Annotated in this window: 16 protein-coding genes; 6 read left to right on the top strand and 10 right to left on the bottom strand. The window is 66.0% G+C overall.

Annotated elements, in window-relative coordinates:
* Window positions 1–67: 67 nt before the first annotated feature.
* Window positions 68–463: a hypothetical protein gene (locus G3N64_RS00660; RefSeq protein WP_205781857.1), complete on the bottom strand. Its 396-nt coding sequence runs from the start codon at window positions 461–463 to the stop codon at window positions 68–70.
* A 129-nt stretch (window positions 464–592) separates the two neighbouring features.
* Between G3N64_RS00660 and G3N64_RS00655 the strand changes: the two genes are divergently transcribed.
* A complete protein-coding gene (locus G3N64_RS00655) occupies window positions 593–2119 on the top strand; it encodes an AMP nucleosidase (protein WP_205781856.1) in 1527 nt (508 codons plus the stop codon).
* A gap of 279 nt (window positions 2120–2398) precedes the next feature.
* Window positions 2399–2596 (top strand): hypothetical protein, encoded by a 198-nt coding sequence (locus G3N64_RS00650; RefSeq protein ID WP_205781855.1) that lies wholly within the window; start codon window positions 2399–2401, stop codon window positions 2594–2596.
* A 384-nt stretch (window positions 2597–2980) separates the two neighbouring features.
* On the opposite strand, the gene G3N64_RS00645 is transcribed toward G3N64_RS00650, so the two are convergent.
* From G3N64_RS00645 to G3N64_RS00635, 3 genes are all read right to left on the bottom strand, one after another.
* The gene (locus G3N64_RS00645) at window positions 2981–3952 is read right to left on the bottom strand and encodes an aldo/keto reductase (RefSeq protein ID WP_205781854.1); all 972 of its coding nucleotides are present in this window, start codon (window positions 3950–3952) and stop codon (window positions 2981–2983) included.
* Window positions 3953–3978: 26 nt separating this feature from the next.
* Complete coding sequence (locus G3N64_RS00640) at window positions 3979–4782, bottom strand: glucose 1-dehydrogenase (protein WP_205781853.1); 804 nt, start codon at window positions 4780–4782, stop codon at window positions 3979–3981.
* A 62-nt stretch (window positions 4783–4844) separates the two neighbouring features.
* Window positions 4845–5303: a cupin domain-containing protein gene (locus tag G3N64_RS00635; RefSeq protein ID WP_205781852.1), complete on the bottom strand. Its 459-nt coding sequence runs from the start codon at window positions 5301–5303 to the stop codon at window positions 4845–4847.
* Window positions 5304–5466: 163 nt separating this feature from the next.
* On the opposite strand from G3N64_RS00635, the gene G3N64_RS00630 reads away from it, so the two are divergent.
* Window positions 5467–6399 (top strand): LysR family transcriptional regulator, encoded by a 933-nt coding sequence (locus G3N64_RS00630; protein ID WP_205781851.1) that lies wholly within the window; start codon window positions 5467–5469, stop codon window positions 6397–6399.
* Between the two features lie 265 nt (window positions 6400–6664).
* On the opposite strand, the gene G3N64_RS00625 is transcribed toward G3N64_RS00630, so the two are convergent.
* The 4 genes from G3N64_RS00625 to G3N64_RS00610 form a co-directional block, all read right to left on the bottom strand.
* On the bottom strand, window positions 6665–7219 hold the full coding sequence (locus tag G3N64_RS00625) for a Tautomerase enzyme (protein WP_205781850.1): 555 nt from the start codon (window positions 7217–7219) through the stop codon (window positions 6665–6667).
* Between the two features lie 149 nt (window positions 7220–7368).
* Complete coding sequence (locus G3N64_RS00620; RefSeq protein ID WP_205781849.1) at window positions 7369–8361, bottom strand: helix-turn-helix domain-containing protein; 993 nt, start codon at window positions 8359–8361, stop codon at window positions 7369–7371.
* 172 nt (window positions 8362–8533) lie between these two features.
* Window positions 8534–8833, bottom strand: coding sequence for a hypothetical protein (locus tag G3N64_RS00615; protein WP_050011343.1), 300 nt, complete (start codon window positions 8831–8833; stop codon window positions 8534–8536).
* A gap of 399 nt (window positions 8834–9232) precedes the next feature.
* Window positions 9233–9991, bottom strand: coding sequence for a TIGR00730 family Rossman fold protein (locus G3N64_RS00610; protein ID WP_205781848.1), 759 nt, complete (start codon window positions 9989–9991; stop codon window positions 9233–9235).
* Between the two features lies 1 nt (window position 9992).
* Here G3N64_RS00610 and polA point away from each other — a divergent pair, with 1 nt between their 5' ends.
* The 3 genes from polA (at window position 9993) to G3N64_RS00595 (ending at window position 15638) form a co-directional block, all read left to right on the top strand.
* Complete coding sequence (gene polA / locus G3N64_RS00605; protein ID WP_205781847.1) at window positions 9993–12746, top strand: DNA polymerase I; 2754 nt, start codon at window positions 9993–9995, stop codon at window positions 12744–12746.
* A gap of 270 nt (window positions 12747–13016) precedes the next feature.
* Window positions 13017–14351: an NAD(P)/FAD-dependent oxidoreductase gene (locus G3N64_RS00600; protein WP_205781846.1), complete on the top strand. Its 1335-nt coding sequence runs from the start codon at window positions 13017–13019 to the stop codon at window positions 14349–14351.
* A gap of 411 nt (window positions 14352–14762) precedes the next feature.
* Window positions 14763–15638: a dienelactone hydrolase family protein gene (locus tag G3N64_RS00595; RefSeq protein ID WP_205781845.1), complete on the top strand. Its 876-nt coding sequence runs from the start codon at window positions 14763–14765 to the stop codon at window positions 15636–15638.
* A 54-nt stretch (window positions 15639–15692) separates the two neighbouring features.
* On the opposite strand, the gene G3N64_RS00590 is transcribed toward G3N64_RS00595, so the two are convergent.
* Together G3N64_RS00590 and G3N64_RS00585 are read right to left on the bottom strand one after the other, a co-directional pair.
* Complete coding sequence (locus tag G3N64_RS00590) at window positions 15693–16562, bottom strand: sulfurtransferase (protein ID WP_205781844.1); 870 nt, start codon at window positions 16560–16562, stop codon at window positions 15693–15695.
* 117 nt (window positions 16563–16679) lie between these two features.
* Window positions 16680–17786: an aromatic ring-hydroxylating dioxygenase subunit alpha gene (locus tag G3N64_RS00585; RefSeq protein ID WP_205781843.1), complete on the bottom strand. Its 1107-nt coding sequence runs from the start codon at window positions 17784–17786 to the stop codon at window positions 16680–16682.
* Window positions 17787–17959 lie beyond the last annotated feature (173 nt).

Here is a 17959-nt window from a genome sequence, read left to right as displayed (position 1 = left end):
GCGGCGTGCGTCGCGACAGCAGGTGAAGGGAGGCGGCGCGCGGCGTTCGACGCGGCGCGCCACGGAATCAGTAGCGCAGGTTCAGCGACGGCAGGCGCGTGATCGGGATGCCCGCGTCGTGCGGCTTCGGCGACGTGTCGGGCGTCGAGCTCATCTGGTAGCGCGTGCCGAAGTTCGACTTCACGTCGATCTCGACCGGTTTGCCGCGATCGCGGTACTCGGTGACTTCGGTGCCGTTCTTGCTCTTTTCGTGGAAGCTCGGCGTGCGGCGGATGTCGGCGAAGTCGACTTTCGACGTGACTTCGGCGCCCGGCCGGTTGATCTTGCGGAGATCCGGCAGGCCGGCGGCCTCGTTGGCCTCGGCCCGAGCCTGCGCGTCGGCGTCAGGCGTGCCGCCGGCGGCGTGAGCGACGCTGGCGGCGGCAAACGCGGCGGCAGCGGCGACGAGAATGAGCGGCTTCATGATGAGTCTCCAGTGAACCCACCGATTTTAGCAAATACTGCGCCCCATCCGGCCCTCGCGTGCGTAAGGGCAGCCATAAGGGCGACCGGGTTCCGTGGTAATGTCGTCGGATCAGACGAGGTGATGAAAATGAAGAACGATTTGAGCCGCCGGCACCGTGTGCTGACGCCCGAAAGCCCGTCGGTCGAGGCTTTCGACGATCCGATCGCCGCCGTCGCGCGGCTGTCCGCCATTTACGACACGAACACGGGGTTCCTGCGCGACGCATTCGCGCGCTATCGCCGCCACGAACCGATTACCGAGCACGTGCGCGCGTGCTACCCGTTCGTGCGCATTCGCACCGACGTCAACACGCACGTCGATTCGCGCCGCTCCTACGGTTTCGTCGCGGGCCCCGGCGTGTTCGAGACGACGGTCACGCGCCCCGATCTCTTCGCGAACTACTACCGCGAGCAACTGCGCCTGCTGTCGAAGAACCACCATGTGAAGATCGAGATCGGCGTGTCGTCGCAGCCGATTCCGATTCATTTCGCGTTTCCGGAAGGCATCCATCTCGAGGGCGAGCTCGACCGCGACCGCCTGCTCGCGATGCGCGACATCTTCGATACGCCCGACCTGTCGTATCTCGACGACCGCATCGTCAACGGCACGTTCGAGCCGGCGCCGGGCGAGCCGCATCCGCTCGCGCTGTTCACGGCCGCGCGCGTCGACTTCTCGCTGCACCGGCTGCGTCACTACACGGCGACGTCGCCCACGCATTTCCAGAACTACGTGCTCTACACGAACTACCAGTTCTACATCGACGAGTTCGTGAAGCTCGGCCGCACGGTGATGACGGAGAGCGACGATCCCGAGGTGCGTGCGTACCGCAGCCAGTACAGCTCGTTCGTCGAGCCGGGCGATGTCGTGACCTACAACGCGAACCTCGGCAGCGAGCCGGCCGAGGGCGCCGCGCCGCCGCGCCTGCCGCAGATGCCCGCGTATCACCTGAAGCGCGCGGACGGCAGCGGGATCACGATGGTCAACATCGGCGTCGGCCCGTCGAACGCGAAGACGATCACCGATCACATCGCGGTGCTGCGTCCGCATGCGTGGGTGATGCTCGGTCACTGCGCGGGGCTGCGTAATACGCAGCGCCTCGGCGACTACGTGCTCGCACACGGCTACGTGCGCGAGGATCACGTGCTCGACGCCGACCTGCCGCTGTGGGTGCCGATTCCGGCGCTCGCCGAAGTGCAGCTCGCGCTCGAGCGCGGGGTGGCCGACGTCACGCGGCTGGAGGGCGCGGAACTGAAGCGCGTGATGCGCACGGGCACGGTCGCGAGCGTCGACAACCGCAACTGGGAGCTGCGCGATCATCGCGAACCCGTGCAGCGCCTGTCGCAGAGCCGCGCGATTGCGCTCGACATGGAAAGCGCGACGATCGCCGCGAACGGTTTCCGCTTCCGTGTGCCGTACGGCACGCTGCTGTGCGTGTCGGACAAGCCGCTGCACGGCGAGCTGAAGTTGCCGGGGATGGCCGACACGTTCTATCGCGGGCAGGTCGACCAGCATCTGCAGATCGGCGTGAAGGCGATGGAGATCCTGCGCACGAACGGGCTCGACAAGCTGCATAGCCGGAAACTGCGCAGCTTTGCGGAAGTGGCGTTCCAGTAACGCGCATGACTGGCAGGGGGGAGGGCGATCCCCTGTCGGGCTTCACGGCGGCAGGCGCGTGCCTGCGTCACCCCTCCGGTCGCCCGGACACTCGTCGTGGCCGCAATGCGGCCTTCGCACTCGGACGCGATCATGTTCTCCAATTTGGAAGTTGTCCTATAGTTTTGTCCTTGTCATCGAGAATATGCTCTCCTGCGTGGCGTTCTCCGACGCCCGCACGAAGGAGCGGCGAACAGCCGATCCAATTGATTTCTATAATATTGAGAGTAGACATATCCGATGAAAATCAAAATCCTGCTGGCTTCCCTGATGCTCACTGCTTCGCTGTCGGCCATGGCCCAAGCGGTGATCGGTCCATCCAAGCCGAAGCCGCCTTGCGAAAGAGAAGCGGTGCTCGGCCCGTCCGATCCTTGCAAACCCGTCGCAGTGGTCGGCCCGAGCAAACCCAAACCGTGTTGGTGCTACATCGTTAAGTAAGCCGTGAAACAGGCGCACCCATCCTTGGGTGCGCCTCGTTCGCAGGTTGAAGAGCGACAGAGAAGGGAACGCGTCGATGGCGCGACGGAGCGGCCTCTACTGCGCAAGCCCGGGGGAGACACCGGCAGCCTCGAGATTTCATCGTTCATCAGCCGTCGGCTTTTTCTCGTCATTGTGATCGTTACGGTCTCCGTTCTGAGCGGCGCCATGAAGGCGTGCCCGGCACGGAGGATCGATTGAAGGCGGTGACGGTATTCGTCTGCGTCGCCGTCGGCGGCGTCAGCTGGGTGCGTTGAACTGCATGTGCTCCAGTGGCGCGGGCCGCACGTTCCGTTGTCTTCGCGCCGCGCAAGCCTTCAACCGGGTCAGCTCCCCGCATCGCCATTACCACTGCACCGGTTCGACCGTTCGATTGAACGCGACCTCGAGCAACGCGTTTTCAGCATCGTCGAGCGTCAGATCGAGCGCCGCGAGCGCATCGTCCAAGTGATGCGGCTTCGACAGCCCGACGATCGGCGCGGTGACGCCGGGCCGGTGCAGCGCCCACGCCAGGGCAATCCGCGCAGGCGGTAGCCCATGCGCCTGCGCCACCTGCCTGACCGCATCGACGGTCGCCTCGACCGCGTCGCGCCCGTCGTACCAGGACACCATTTGCCGGTCGGTTGCGGCCCGCGTCGTCGCCGCATCACGCGAGCCGGCCAGTAGCCCGCGGCCGAGCGGGGACCACGGCGTGTAGGCTATCCCTTCTGCGATGCAAAGCGGCAGCATGTCGCGCTCGTCGTCGCGGCAGATCAGGCTGTACTGGCTCTGCATCGATACGAATCGGGCGAGTCCGTGATGCCGTTGAAACGCGAGCATCTTCATGAATTGCCACGCATGCATCGACGACGCGCCGAGGTAGCGGACCTTGCCGCTCCTCACGAGGGTATCGAGCGCATCGAGCGTTTCTTCGATCGGCGTGTCCGGATCGAACCGGTGGATCACGTAGAGATCGACGTAATCCGTCCCGAGGCGCTGCAGCGACGCATCGATGCTGGCGAGCAGATGCTTGCGCGACAGCCCGCGCGCATTCGGCCCGTCGCCGGTCGGAAAGAACGCCTTGGTTGCGATCACCACATCGTCGCGCGTCGCGAAATCGCGCAGCGCGCGCCCGAGAATGCGCTCGCTCTCGCCGCCCGAGTAGATGTCGGCCGTGTCGAAGAAATTCACCCCCGCATCGAGTGCCGTGCGAATGAAAGGGCGAGCCACCTCCTCGGTCGTGACCCACGGGCGCCATGACGGGTCGCCGTAGGTCATGCAGCCCAGGCACAGCGTCGACACCTTCAGCCCGGACGCTCCCAGTCTCACGTATTCCATCGGTTCTTCCTCCGTGGCAGTGCCGGTCAGCGCATGCCGCCGATCGTGTAGCCGCCGTCGACCAGGAGCGATTCGCCCGTCACGAAGCGCGCTTCGTCGCTGCAAAGCCAGACGGCCGCGTCGGCCACGTCTTCGGGCGTGCCGATCCGCCGGGCGGGCGTGAATGCGGCGAACGGGCGGAACATCTCGTTGTCGCCGAAACGGCGCGCCATCGGCGTATCGATGATGCCGGGGTTCACGTTGTTGATCCGGATGCCGTGCGGGCCGCCTTCGAGCGCGACCGCGCGCACCAGCGCATCGAGCGCGCCCTTGCTGGCCGAATAGGTCGACGAGCCGGCAAGCGCGCCTTTCGCGAGCCACGACGACGTATTGACGATCGCACCGCCGCCGTGCGCGAGCATTGCCTCCATTTCGTATTTGATCGACAGCCACGTACCCTTGAGATTGGTGGCGATCACCGTGTCGAAGTCGGCCTCGGTCTGTTCCACGATCGGCGCGAACGCCCCTTCCGTACCCGCATTGTTGAATGCCGCATGCAATGCGCCGTAGCGTCCGATCGTTGCGTCGACGAGCGCACGCACGCCATCGGCGGAGGCGACGTCGATGGTTATCGCGAAGGCTTCGCCGCCGCGCCCGGTAATCGCGCGCACGGTTTCGTCGAGCGGCGCCGCGCGCCGTCCGGCAACGACGACGCGGGCGTCTTCACGCGCGAATGCGAGCGCGGCCGCCCGGCCGATGCCGGTGCCGCCGCCGGTGACGAGCGCGACGCGTCCGTCGAGCCGGGGCCGCGTCGCGGCGGAAGAGGTTGACAGGCTCCGTGAATCGGACATGACGAGTTGCTCCATGTGAAGGGAAACGAGCCGGCCGACTGGCCGGGGCAGGGTCGAGCTGCTTAGTCCTGGCGGTCGGGCACCGTCAGGGGCGCGCCAGGCGTGCCGGCGTAGAACACGATCAGTTCGGCGCGCTCGTCGCCGGTCTCGCCGCGATGGGCGCCGTCGACCATTTCCGGCACCACGTCGCCGGGACCGAGCGCCAGCCGCTTGCCGTCGCTGCGGCGCACGGCGGTGAGGTGGCCCGACAGCACGTAGCCGATGTTGATCGACGGATGCGTATGCCACGGCAATACCGCGTGCGGCGGAATCGTGTAGCGTACGACCGTGATTTCCGGTTGTCCTGACGGATAGGTGCGATACCGCGAGCCGTCCCACGCATGCGTGGTTCGCAGCAGTACCGTCTCGGTCACGCGGCTGCCCGCGTCCGCTTCCTGTGCGATTGCTCGCGGCGAACCGGCGACGATCAATGCGGCCGCGAAGACGGTTCGCGAAACGACTGAAAATGAAAATGTGTTCATGGCGACGGGCCGTTTGGCCCCGGGTATCCAGACAGCGCCATTGTGCGAAGCAGGGTGCCGCGCGAATAGCACCTGACCGGTTGAAACCGATTCAACCGATCGGACAGGCGTTACGATGCCAGGGACGATCGCCCGGGCGTTCCGGGCTTGACGGGAGCTGCGAATGGATCGGTTGAAGGCGCTGACGGTATTCGTCCGTATCGCGGCCGCGGGCGGTATCAGCGCGGGCGCCCGCGAGCTGGGCATGACGCCGCAAGCGGCCAGCAAGCAGGTCGCGGCGCTGGAAGCGCTGTTGAACGTGCGGCTGCTCCAGCGCTCGACGCGCGGGATCGTGCTGACGCTCGAGGGTGAGCGTTTGCTTGCACAGTGCCGCGGCGCTGTCGGGGAACTGGAGAGCGCGCTGCGCATGCTCGACGACGATCGGGCGCACGCGGCCGGCACGATCCGTGTTGCGGCGCCGTATTCGCTGGCTCGGCGCTTTCTCGCGCCACTGCTCGGCGAATTCTGCGACCGGCAGCCGGGCGTCACGGCCGAGCTGATCGTCAGCGACGACATGGCCGACATCGTCGAACAGCGGATCGACATCGCCGTGCGGACCGGCAATCTGCCCGACAGCGGGCTCGTTGCACGACGCATCGCCGATCTGCAATTGATCGTCTGCGCGGCGCCCGCGTATCTGCGTCGACACGGCGAGCCGCAGACGATCGACGCACTGCGCGATCATCGTTGCACCGCGTTCCTGTATCCGCGCACCGGCAAGCCGTTTCCGTGGGAATTCCTGGTTGATGGTCGGGTCGACACACGACAGATCGCCCCGTTCATCGCGACCAACGACATCGATGCGGAACTCGACACGGTACTGAGCGGCGCCGCGATCGGCCAGTTCTTCGGCTATTCGGTTCACGCGCACATTCGCGAGGGGCGTCTCGTGCCGCTGCTGACCCGGCACGCGACCTGCCGTTACGGCCTGCACCTGTGCATGCCGCAGCGCATGCACCTGCCGCGGAGGAGCCGTTTGCTGATGGATTTCCTCGCCGCCCGGCTTGGCGCGCATCCGGATCTCGCACCGCTTTCGTTTGCGGAGGTGTCGGCATGACACACGCGTGATCGCGGGCGAGCCTCCGTGCGGCTGCGCGTCGTCGCTCCGCGCTCGCCCATCTTCAAGAGCCCCGGCTGGCCATGACAGTCGTCATGGTCGCGATCGGCGCGTTCGTCGGGCCGTGCGACGTCGTCACGGCCAATGCGAACCCTGGTGGCGAGTCGGGCGAGGTCGCCGCGCCGTTGCGTGCGCCGCAGAGGCCCGCATCACCTGAAGCCGGGTTCGGGCATCGGGAGGCGGTACGCGCTCGCCGAGCATCAGTTCACGAGCTCGGCGTTGCGAGCGACAGGTCTTGATGCGTCTCGCGCATCGCGGCGAGTGCGGCTTCGAGCATCGCGATCGCATCCGTGCGCCGCTTGATCGCCAGCCGCTGTTCTCCGAGCGCCCGCAGCGGCGCGCCGCCGAAATAGTCCATGATGTCGGGCAGGCGGCGCACGACGCCGCGGCTGCCCCAACAGCCGTCGTCGATTTCCGATGGAAAGACCCACACACGCGCCGCGATGGTGGCGATCGGCACGCCTTCCGCGCGAGCCACAGCGGCGGTCACGTCCGCAATCAGCCCAGCACGCGCGGCGTCCGTGTACTGCCCTTCCGGCACGGTCGGCACGATCCGATAGATCGGCGCGGGCGCGACCGCCCCGGCGCGATACACGGCCGCCGGCCGATGGACGAAGATCCATGTCACGTCCCGCACGCGCGGATTGTCGGGATCGAGTCCCTCGTGGCGGATCAGCGTGTCCGTCAGTTCTTCCATCAGTTGTGCTTCGGCATCCGGTGCGAGCGCGCCTTCGGGAATGTATACGTCGATCATCGGCATGATGGTGTCCTGGTTCGGTGGAGAGGGTGCCGCTCCGAGGCGGGGCGACGTGAATCCAGTGTACGAACCTCGTGCTGACGCGCAGAGTGGCGAAACTGCCATTCGACGATGCCATTTCCGACACCGTGCCCTACGCCAGCTGCACGCGGTTATTGCGTGAAGCGACGGCGATACTCGCCGGGGGAGATGCCGGTTTCGCGCTTGAACAACTGCCGAAAGCCGCTGATGTCCGCGTAGCCGACGCGCTCGCAGACCGTGTCGATCGCGAGCTTCGTTTCCGCGAGCAGCCGCTTCGCGACTTCGATCCTGAGGGTCTGCAGATACCTGAGCGGCGGCGCGCCCACCGCGTCCCTGAACCGGCGATGGAGCGTGCGTTCGCTCATCGCGACGTGATCGCTCAGCCGGGCGAGGCTGAAGGGTTCCCGCAGGTGCTTTTCCATCCAGCGCTGGGCGCGCGCGATGGTTGGATCGTCGTGCCCGCGATGGCCCATCCGGTCGAGGTCGATGAACGAATCCTGCGAGACGCGGTTCATGTCGATCAGCATGAGCCTGGCGACCGACGCGGCAAGGCGCGCATTCGCCAGTTTGTCGATGAGTCGCAGCGCGAGATTCTGGTACGAGGTGACGGCGCCGCCGCACAGGATGCCGTCCTGCTCGGTCAGGATGTCCGACGCACGCAGCGCTACGTCCGGATAGCGTGCGCGGAAGCTCGATGCTTTCGACCAGTGCGTCGTGGCAAGGCGGCCGTCGAGCAGGCCGGCCTCCGCGAGCAGGAATGTGCCGGTGCAGTACGTCGCGATCAGCGTGCCGCGTGCGTGTTGCCGGCGCAGCGCGTCGAACAGTGGCGCGAGCGTTACGGGCCGATCGAGCAGCCGCTCGAGATCCGCGACGAACGGGCTGGTCAGCCAGATCGCGTCGGCGGGGCTGCTGCCGTCGATCGCGCCATCGACCGGGATGATCTGGCCGGAGGTCGTTCGCACCGGCCGTCCGCCGATCGATTCGACGCGCCAGCGAAACGGTGCGCTCGTGCGGCCCTGCGAAGTCGTCGAGGCGAGATGGTTGGCCGCCGCGAGCATGTCAGTCGGCGCGGCGACGCCGGATGCAAGGGCCTGGTCGACGACCCAGATTCGGATGAGCGGCATGAGTGGCGGAAATGGCCTCGGAGAAGGGCGATACTACCACCCGGTGCCGAGCGATTTCGCGGATCGTCAGGCCGTCGATTCATGCGGTCGGCGCTCGACAATCAAAAGGCCGCCCGGCGGCGCCGAAGCGCCCGGGCGGCCTTGCGTGCATCGAGCGACCGCGCCGTGCCGGTCAGCACTCGCCTTTCTTCGCGTGTCCCGGCGGGCAGTGATAGCCGCGGTGATCGTCACGGCCGCGATAGCGCTGGTGATCCTCCCACTCGCGGCGTTCCCAGTAGCGGCGGCCGTCCCAGTAGCGATCGCCATGCCAGCCAATGATGATCGCGGGCGCCGGGGCGACCACGACGGGCGCAGGCGCGACGACGACCGGTGCGGGCGTGCCGATGTTGACGTCGACGTTGACGGCGTGGGCGAGGCCGGACAGCGAAAGGCCGAGGCCGGCGAAGGCAAGGGCGATCAGCGAGCGTTGCATGTTCTTTTCCGTGAGGTCGTTATAAGAGGCCGGCGCGACACGATGGAAGCGAGGGGGGCCGTTCCACCGGGGGGAACGCCGCGCCGACACAATGCAGTGTGCTGGTACGCGACGAAAAAGGCGAGGCGTGTTTGTTACGGCGGATTGGCGGCCGGCAGGCGCGTGGGAGCGGATACCACGCCGAACCGTTTGACAATGGCGGGCTGCGGGCAGGGCGGGCCGCGCTGTGTCGCACGGCGCCGGCTGCGCGAATTTGACATTCGGCGGCGCGCGGCTGCGGCGCGGGATTAACAGCGCGTTACAAAGTGACACACGGCAGGTGGCGGGATCGCCACGCGTGCCGTGCGGGAAGCCGTCCGCCGGCCGCCGGCCGTCGGGCCGGTGGACGTCACGGATGGATTACAGATAGAACATCCGGTCTTCTTCGGGGCGCGGCGGATGGCCGTCTTCGTCCGAACCTTCTTCCTCGCCGCTGTCCTCGTAGAATGCGAGCACCGCGTCGAGCACCTGGTCGGGATCGTCGATCACCTGCATCAGGTCCATGTCTTCCGGATTGATGAGGCGCATCGGGATCAGCTGGTCGCGGAACCACTGCAGCAGCCCCTTCCAGAACTCGCTGCCGACGAGGATGATCGGTACGAGGCGCGACTTCTTCGTCTGGATCAGCGTGAGCACTTCGGACAGCTCGTCGAGCGTGCCGAAGCCGCCCGGCATCACGATCACCGCATCCGAATTCTTCACGAACGTGACCTTGCGCGTGAAGAAGTGGCGGAAGCGCAGCGAGATGTCCTGGTAGTGGTTGCCGGCCTGCTCGTGCGGCAGCTCGATGTTCAGGCCGACCGACGGCGCCTTGCCGGCGTGCGCGCCCTTGTTGGCCGCTTCCATGATGCCGGGGCCGCCGCCGGAGATCACGGCGAAGCCGGCGTCGGACAGCTTGCGTGCGATCTGCACGGCGAGCTTGTAGTGCGGCGTATCGGGCTTGAGACGGGCAGAACCGTAGATGCTGACGGCCGGGCGGATCTCCGACAGGTACTCGGTCGCCTCGATAAACTCTGCCATAATCGTGAACATCTGCCACGATGCGCGCGCCTTCTTGGCCGTCGCGCGTTCTTGATCTGCGAGCGAACGCAGACTCGGAATCACTTTTCTCTTGTTCATAATGCCTGAAGAACGAAATCTGGAAGGTAAGACCCTGCTATTGGTTGACGGTTCGAGCTATCTGTATCGGGCTTACCATGCGATGCCTGATTTGCGTGGCCCTGGCGGGGAGCCGACCGGAGCGCTCTACGGAATCATCAACATGCTGCGCCGTATGCGCAAGGAAGTCAGTGCAGAGTATAGCGCTTGCGTGTTCGATGCAAAGGGCAAGACGTTCCGTGACGACCTTTATGCCGACTATAAGGCAAACCGTCCGTCGATGCCGCCTGATCTCGCGTTGCAGGTCGAACCGATCCACGGCGCCGTGCGTGCGCTCGGCTGGCCGCTGCTGATGGTCGAAGGTGTCGAGGCCGACGACGTGATCGGCACGCTCGCGCGCGAAGCCGAGCGCCACGGGATGAACGTGATCGTATCGACGGGCGACAAGGATCTCGCGCAGCTCGTGACCGACCACGTGACGCTCGTCAACACGATGACCAACGAGACGCTCGACCGCGACGGCGTGATCGCGAAGTTCGGCGTGCCGCCCGAGCGCATCATCGACTACCTCGCCCTGATCGGCGACACCGTCGACAACGTGCCGGGCGTCGAGAAATGCGGGCCGAAGACGGCCGTGAAATGGCTGGCGCAGTACGACAGCCTCGACGGCGTGATCGAGCATGCCGGCGACATCAAGGGCGTGGTCGGCGACAACCTGCGCCGCGCGCTCGACTTCCTGCCGCTCGGCCGCACGCTCGTGACCGTCGAGACGGCCTGCGATCTCGCGCCGCATCTCGAATCGATCGAAGCGTCGTTGAAGACCGACGGCGAAGCGCGCGACCTGCTGCGCGACATCTTCGCGCGCTACGGCTTCAAGACCTGGCTGCGCGAAGTCGACAGCGCGCCGGCGGAAGGCGGCGGCGCCGATGCGCCGGACGGCGAGCCGGCGCCGGTGGTGGCGGCCGACATTGCCCGCGAATACGACACGATCCAGACCTGGGCGCAATTCGACGCGTGGTTCGCGAAGATCGACACGGCCGCGCTGACCGCGTTCGACACCGAGACGACCTCGCTCGACCCGATGCTCGCGCGGCTCGTCGGCCTGTCGTTCTCGGTCGAGCCGGGCAAGGCTGCGTACCTGCCGGTTGCGCACCGCGGCCCCGACATGCCCGAACAGCTTCCGCTCGACGAAGTGCTCGCGCGCCTGAAGCCGTGGCTCGAATCGGCCGATCGCAAGAAGGTCGGCCAGCACCTGAAGTACGACGCGCAGGTGCTCGCGAACTACGACATCGCGCTGAACGGCATCGAGCACGACACGCTGCTCGAATCGTACGTGGTCGAATCGCACCGCACGCACGACATGGACAGCCTTGCGCTGCGTCATCTGGGTGTCAAGACGATCAAGTACGAAGACGTGGCCGGCAAGGGCGCGAAGCAGATCGGTTTCGACGAAGTGGCGCTCGCGCAGGCCGCCGAATACGCGGCCGAGGATGCGGACGTCACGCTGCAGCTGCATCACGCGCTGTACCCGCAGGTTGCGCGCGAACCGGGCCTCGAGCGCGTGTATCGCGAGATCGAGATGCCCGTGTCGCTCGTGCTGCGCAAGATGGAGCGCACAGGCGTGCTGATCGACGACGCACGCCTGCAGGCGCAGAGCACCGAAATCGCCACGCGCCTGATCGAACTCGAAGCGCAGGCGTACGAACTGGCGGGCGGTGAATTCAATCTCGGCTCGCCGAAGCAGATCGGGCAGATCTTCTTCGAAAAGCTGCAGTTGCCGGTCGTGAAAAAGACGCCGAGCGGTGCGCCGTCGACCGACGAAGAAGTGCTGCAGAAGCTGGCCGAAGACTACCCGCTGCCGAAGCTGCTGCTCGAGCATCGCGGGCTGTCGAAGCTGAAGTCGACCTACACCGACAAGCTGCCGCGCATGGTGAACCCGGCCACGGGCCGCGTGCACACGAATTACGCGCAGGCCGTCGCAGTCACGGGCCGCCTTGCGTCGAACGATCCGAATCTTCAGAACATTCCGGTGCGCACGGCCGAAGGCCGGCGCATTCGCGAGGCATTCATCGCATCGCCGGGCCACAAGATCGTGTCGGCCGATTATTCGCAGATCGAACTGCGGATCATGGCGCACATTTCGGGAGACGCGTCGCTGCTGCGCGCGTTCTCGCAGGGCGAGGACATCCACCGCGCGACGGCCGCCGAGGTGTTCGGCGTGACGCCGCTGGAGGTCAATTCCGACCAGCGCCGAATCGCGAAGGTGATCAACTTCGGGCTCATCTACGGGATGAGCGCGTTCGGGCTCGCGTCGAACCTCGGCATCACGCGCGATGCGGCGAAGCTCTATATCGACCGTTATTTCGCCCGCTACCCGGGTGTCGCGCAATACATGGAAGACACGCGCGCGATCGCGAAGGAGAAGGGCTACGTCGAAACCGTTTTCGGTCGCCGCCTGTGGCTGCCCGAGATCAACGGTGGCAACGGCCCGCGCCGCCAGGCGGCCGAGCGTGCGGCAATCAATGCACCGATGCAGGGCACGGCGGCCGACCTGATCAAGCTGTCGATGATCGCGGTGGACGACTGGCTCACGCGCGACAAGCTGGCATCGCGGATGATCATGCAGGTGCACGATGAACTGGTGCTCGAGGTGCCCGACGGCGAACTGTCGCTGGTCCGCGAGAAACTGCCGGAAATGATGTGCGGCGTGGCGAAGCTGAAGGTGCCGCTGGTCGCCGAAGTGGGTGCCGGCGCGAACTGGGAAGAGGCACACTGACGCACCGCCGCGCAGTTCCCGATTCCTGCGGCATATTGTTGCAGGGATGCTGAATATCGAGATGGTTTGCTTGTGGTCAACGCGCAAGCTCCCGGACAATGCATGTCATTGACGCGGGAGCTGCGCGCCCCGCGTTCCGGGAGCGGAAACATCGAAGTGCTTCGAACTGCACAACGATGATGTCCGAACCGGTTAATCCGCCGGGTGGCGCGAATGCATCGCGTTCGCATTATTCGGCGGCAGCAGTTTCGAATCGCAAAGGGGGAACAGATGCATCGGATCATCATCGTAGGTGGAGGCGCGGGCGGCCTCGAACTGGCGACGCGGCTCGGCGACCGTTACGGCGCGCGCGGCAATCGTCCCGCGCGTGCGCTTGTCACGCTCGTCGACCGCAATCCGACCCACATCTGGAAGCCGCTGCTGCACGAGGTCGCGGCCGGCAGCATGGACCCGTTCACCCAGGAACTCGAATATGCGGCGCAGGCGCGCTGGCATGGCTTCGAGTTCCAGCAGGGCGGGCTGACCGGGCTCGACCGCGCGGCGAAGCGCGTGACGCTGTCGCCCATCAGCGACAGCGACGGCGAGGAACTGCTGCCGGCGCGCGAGCTGGAATATGACACGCTCGTGATCGCGATCGGCAGCACGACCCACTTCTTCGGCGTGCAGGGCGCGGCGGAAAACGCGATCGCGCTCGATACGGTGGGCGAGGCCGAGCGCTTCCGCAAGCGATTGATCGCCGCGTGCATGCGCGCCGAGCACCAGGCGCCGGCACCGACCGCGCCGGGCGAGGCGGCCGAGCCGCGCATCCAGGTCGTGATCGTCGGCGGCGGCGCGACGGGCGTTGAACTGTCCGCCGAGCTGCGCAACACCGCGCAGGTGTTGTCGGCCTACGGGCTGCACAAGCTCGACCCGCATCACGACGTCGGCATCGTGCTGATCGAATCGGGGCCGCGGATCCTCCCGGCGTTGCCGGAGCGCGTGTCGTCGGCGACGGCCGAACTGCTCGAAAAGATCGGCGTGCGGCTGATGCTCGCCGAGCGCGTGACCGAGGTGGCGCCCGGGGCCGTCCATACGGCGAGCGGCAAGACGGTGCGTGCCGACCTGACGGTCTGGGCCGCCGGCATCAAGGCGCCGTCCGTGCTCGCCGATCTCGATGGCCTCCAGGTCAACAAGCTCGGCCAGCTCGACGTGCGCCGCACGCTGCAGACCTTTACCGACGACAATGTGTTCGCGCTCGGCGATTGTGCGGCATGCGCATGGCCCGGCAACGAGCGCAACGTGCCGCCGCGCGCGCAGGCTGCGCACCAGCAGGCGAGCTTCCTGCTGAAGGCAATCGGCTGCCGGCTCGACGGGCGCCCGCTGCCCGAATTCACGTATCGCGACCTGGGCTCGCTCGTGTCGCTCGGCCATTTCAGCGCGGTCGGCAACCTGATGGGCGGGCTGATCGGCGGCAACATGCTGATCGAAGGGCTGTTCGCACGCTTCATGTACATGTCGCTGTACCGGATGCACATCGCCGCGCTGCACGGCTATCCGCGCATGATGCTCGATACGGTCGCGCACTGGCTGCGGCGCACGACGCTGCCGCGCGTCAAGCTGCACTGAGGCGCGCGTTCGTGCGGGAAGCAGGCGGGGAGTGCGCACGGTGTGCGTAGTCTCCGCCCGTTTTTTTGCGGGTAGCCGGGTTGCCGTGCCTGCGCGTGACAGGCAACATCGACCGCTTGTTTTTCGTTTCAATTCGCAAGCATCCGACCGCGCAACGGCGATCGACATGCGGGGTGTTGCATCGCGATTCGACCGGCCGCCTGCGGGTTGCTGGGCTGCCGAATCAATGCGTCGTAATCGAGTCTTACATATCCGACAGTTGACGCGACAACGGATTATTGGGCATCTTGTCCGGGTTTCCGTTTGCGGCGGGGTGCCAACCGCCGCGACATCCGCGCCGCGCGCCGGCGCGAAGCCCCGTCATGCCGTATCCGTGATCGTGATGGCGGCACCCAATCGAGGAGTGCATTCATGTTGAAACCCGAAGTCGACAGCCTGGTTCCCCACGTTCCGTTCTCGCGCCGCAAGTTCATGCAGGCCGCGCTGGGCGGTGCCTTTGCGGCGGCCGTGCTGCCCGTGTCGGCGCAGACGGTCACGACCGACAGCGAAGGGCTGGACGTCGACACCGTCGAGATCCGCTCGGGCGACGCGAGCGTGCCCGCGTATCGCGCACAGCCGAAGGACAAGACGAACCTGCCGGTCGTCATCGTGATTCACGAGATCTTCGGCGTGCACGCGCACATCGCCGATGTCTGCCGCCGCTTCGCGAAGCTCGGTTATCTCGCGATCGCGCCCGACCTGTTCGCACGGCAGGGCAATGCGGCGAAGTATCCGACGATCAAGGATCTGGTCGAGCACATCATCAGCAAGGTGCCGGATCGGCAGGTGACCGAGGATCTCGATGCGACCGTCGCGTGGGCCGGCAAGAACGGCGGCGACCTGTCGCGTCTCGGCGTGGTCGGGTTCTGCTGGGGTGGCCGTCAGAGCTGGCTGTACGCCGAGCACAACCCGCACGTGCGTGCGGCCGTTGCATGGTACGGGTTCGTCGAAGGCAAGACCGACGAGATGACGCCGTTCAATCCGGTCGATCATGCATCGTTGCTGAAGGTGCCCGTGCTCGGGCTCTATGGCGAGAAGGACACGAACATCACGCAGGCGTCGCTCGCGGACATGCGCAAGGCGATCCAGACGAGCGATGCGAAGCTCGCGCGCGAATCGGAGATCGTCGTGTATCCGGATGCCGGTCACGCGTTCTTTGCCGATTACCGGCCGAGCTATGTGAAGACCGATGCGGAGGAGAGCTGGAAGCGCGCGATCGCGTGGCTCCGCAAGTATGGCGTGATGTAAACGGCAAGCGGCGGCAGATGCCGCCGCTTCGTTGCGACTGCGCCGCGCCGGCGCTTACGGTGTCGGGCCGGTTGCGATCGGCCGCGACGGGTCGGCGCTCCATTCGCTCCACGAGCCCGGATACAGCGAAGCGCCGTGCAGGCCCGCAACCTCCAGCGCAAGCGCGTTGTGGCATGCGGTGACACCGGAGCCGCATTGCAGGATCGCGAGATTCGGTTCGGTGCCCGCCAGCACCGCGGAAAACGCCTCGCGCAGTTCGTGGCCGGTCTTGAAGCGGCCGTCGGCGGTCAGGTTGTCCTTGAAGAAGCGGTTGCGCGCGCCGGGGATGTGGCCGCCCACACGATCGATCGTTTCGTTTTCTCCGCGATAGCGGTCGGGTGCGCGTGCATCGATCACGACCCGCGTGGGTGCGTTCACGTTGGCGAGCACGGCGGCCGCGTCGACCGTCGATTCGAGCGGCGCAGCCGCGCGGAAATCGCCGGCGGCCGGTTGCGGTACGTCGGTTGCCAGCGGCTGGCCGGCTGCTTCCCAGGCCTGCAGGCCGCCGTCGAGCACGGCGACCGAATCGTGGCCTAGCCAGCGCAGCAGCCACCACAGGCGCGCCGCATAGGCGCCGCCTTGTGCGTCGTACGCGACGACCTGCTGGCCCTGCTTGAGGCCGCGGCTCGCGAGCAGCGTGGCGAGTGCGTCGCGGGTCGGCAGCGGATGGCGGCCGTTGGTGCCCGTCTTGCGGCCCGACAGGTCGCGGTCGAGATGGAGGTACTGGGCGCCGGGGATATGGCCGGCCGCATACGCGGCTTCGCCGGCAGCGGGATCGACGAGATCGAAGCGGCAGTCGAACAGCGCGACGCTGCCGGGCGCCGCCGCCAGGCGCTCGGCGAGATTGGCGGCGGAGATGAGCGTGGTGTAGTGAGTGTGTGGCATGACGGCTCCCTGGAGTGCGAATGGCCTGACATTCCAAGTCTAAACAAAAAAAGACGGGCCGAAGCCCGTCTTTTCGTCTGCCGGATGCCGTGCGGCGTCAAAGCGCCGCACCGGCTGTCAGATGTCGCCGAGGTGGCGGCGCAGGAACTCGTGGAAGTGCTGCATGCCGTCTTCCATCGGGCTCTGGTACGGGCCGACCTGCGACTCGCCGCGTGCCATCAGCGCACGACGGCCTGCGTCCATCCGCATCGCGATTTCGTCGTCCTCGACAGCCGTTTCCATGTAGGCGGCGCGCTCCGCCTCGACGAATTCGCGTTCGAACAGCGCGATTTCCTCGGGGTAATAGAACTCGACGATGTTGGTCGTCTTCTGCGGGCCGCGCGGGATCAGCCACGACACGACGAGTACGTGCGGATACCACTCGATCATCAGGCCCGGGTAGTAGACCATCCAGATCGCGCCGAACTCCGGCGGCACGCCGTTGCGGAACTTCAGCACCTGCTCGTGCCATTTCTGGTAAGTCGCGCTGCCCGGTTTCGCGAGCGCGTTGTGCACGCCGACCGTCTGCACGCTGTACCAGTCGCCGAACTCCCACTTGAGGTCGTCGCACGACACGAAGCTGCCGAGGCCCGGGTGGAACGGGACGACGTGGTAATCCTCGAGGTAGACCTCGATGAACGTCTTCCAGTTGTAGTCGCACTCGTGCACTTCGACGTGATCGAAGTGATACTCGGAGAAGTCGAAGTGATGCTTCGTGCCGAGGTTGGCGAGGTCGCGCGCGACATGGCGGCCTTCGGCCTCGAACAGCAGCCCCTGCCAGTGTTGCAGCGGGCTCTTGCCGAGGTTCAGGCACGGCTTGTCGGGGAAGTGCGGTGCGCCGAGCAACTCGCCTTCGAGGTCGTACGTCCAGCGGTGCAGCGGGCACACGATATTCTGCGTGTGGCCGCGCCCGTTGAGCATGATGGCCTGCCGGTGGCGGCAGACGTTCGACAGCAGTTCGATCTGGTTCGCCTGGTTACGAACCAGCACGCGGCCTTCCTTCTCGGACGGCAGCGCAAAATAATCCCCCGCCTCGGGCACCATCAACTCGTGCCCGACGTAACGAGGTCCTTTCTTGAAGAGGGTTTCGATCTCGCGCTCGAGTAGCGCCTCATCGAAGTATGCAGTGACTGGAAGCTGGCTGTGAGCCGACTTCAACTGAAGCGCATCGCTCAGATTGGACATTCCCACTCCCGGTGTTAGCGTGAAAGCAGTGAACAACCCAACCATCGAAAAATCGATTTAGGGAAACGGGGAATTATACCCGGTTCGCCTCGCAAGGCCAGGATTAAGTGCCTGATTTGTGTCAATTTTTTGTCGGGCGACAATCGGCAGGCGCACAATGTGTGTCGAAGGTG

Source organism: Burkholderia sp. Ac-20344 (assembly GCF_017104975.1).
Lineage (GTDB): Bacteria > Pseudomonadota > Gammaproteobacteria > Burkholderiales > Burkholderiaceae > Burkholderia.
The sequence above is the reverse complement of the archived record's forward strand: the minus strand, read 5'-3'. Positions and strand labels throughout refer to the sequence as shown.

Excerpts from the sequence above, each read along its gene's own strand:
- G3N64_RS00625 (WP_205781850.1), bottom strand. The coding sequence starts at position 7,219 with ATGCCGATGATCGACGTATACATTCCCGAAGGCGCGCTCGCACCGGAT.
- G3N64_RS00640 (WP_205781853.1), bottom strand. The coding sequence starts at position 4,782 with ATGTCCGATTCACGGAGCCTGTCAACCTCTTCCGCCGCGACGCGGCCC.
- G3N64_RS00650 (WP_205781855.1), top strand. The coding sequence starts at position 2,399 with ATGAAAATCAAAATCCTGCTGGCTTCCCTGATGCTCACTGCTTCGCTG.
- G3N64_RS00620 (WP_205781849.1), bottom strand. The coding sequence starts at position 8,361 with ATGCCGCTCATCCGAATCTGGGTCGTCGACCAGGCCCTTGCATCCGGC.
- polA (WP_205781847.1), top strand. The coding sequence starts at position 9,993 with ATGCCTGAAGAACGAAATCTGGAAGGTAAGACCCTGCTATTGGTTGAC.
- G3N64_RS00660 (WP_205781857.1), bottom strand. The coding sequence starts at position 463 with ATGAAGCCGCTCATTCTCGTCGCCGCTGCCGCCGCGTTTGCCGCCGCC.
- G3N64_RS00645 (WP_205781854.1), bottom strand. The coding sequence starts at position 3,952 with ATGGAATACGTGAGACTGGGAGCGTCCGGGCTGAAGGTGTCGACGCTG.
- G3N64_RS00595 (WP_205781845.1), top strand. The coding sequence starts at position 14,763 with ATGTTGAAACCCGAAGTCGACAGCCTGGTTCCCCACGTTCCGTTCTCG.
- G3N64_RS00655 (WP_205781856.1), top strand. The coding sequence starts at position 593 with ATGAAGAACGATTTGAGCCGCCGGCACCGTGTGCTGACGCCCGAAAGC.
- G3N64_RS00635 (WP_205781852.1), bottom strand. The coding sequence starts at position 5,303 with ATGAACACATTTTCATTTTCAGTCGTTTCGCGAACCGTCTTCGCGGCC.
- G3N64_RS00615 (WP_050011343.1), bottom strand. The coding sequence starts at position 8,833 with ATGCAACGCTCGCTGATCGCCCTTGCCTTCGCCGGCCTCGGCCTTTCG.
- G3N64_RS00590 (WP_205781844.1), bottom strand. The coding sequence starts at position 16,562 with ATGCCACACACTCACTACACCACGCTCATCTCCGCCGCCAATCTCGCC.
- G3N64_RS00600 (WP_205781846.1), top strand. The coding sequence starts at position 13,017 with ATGCATCGGATCATCATCGTAGGTGGAGGCGCGGGCGGCCTCGAACTG.
- G3N64_RS00630 (WP_205781851.1), top strand. The coding sequence starts at position 5,467 with ATGGATCGGTTGAAGGCGCTGACGGTATTCGTCCGTATCGCGGCCGCG.
- G3N64_RS00585 (WP_205781843.1), bottom strand. The coding sequence starts at position 17,786 with ATGTCCAATCTGAGCGATGCGCTTCAGTTGAAGTCGGCTCACAGCCAG.
- G3N64_RS00610 (WP_205781848.1), bottom strand. The coding sequence starts at position 9,991 with ATGAACAAGAGAAAAGTGATTCCGAGTCTGCGTTCGCTCGCAGATCAA.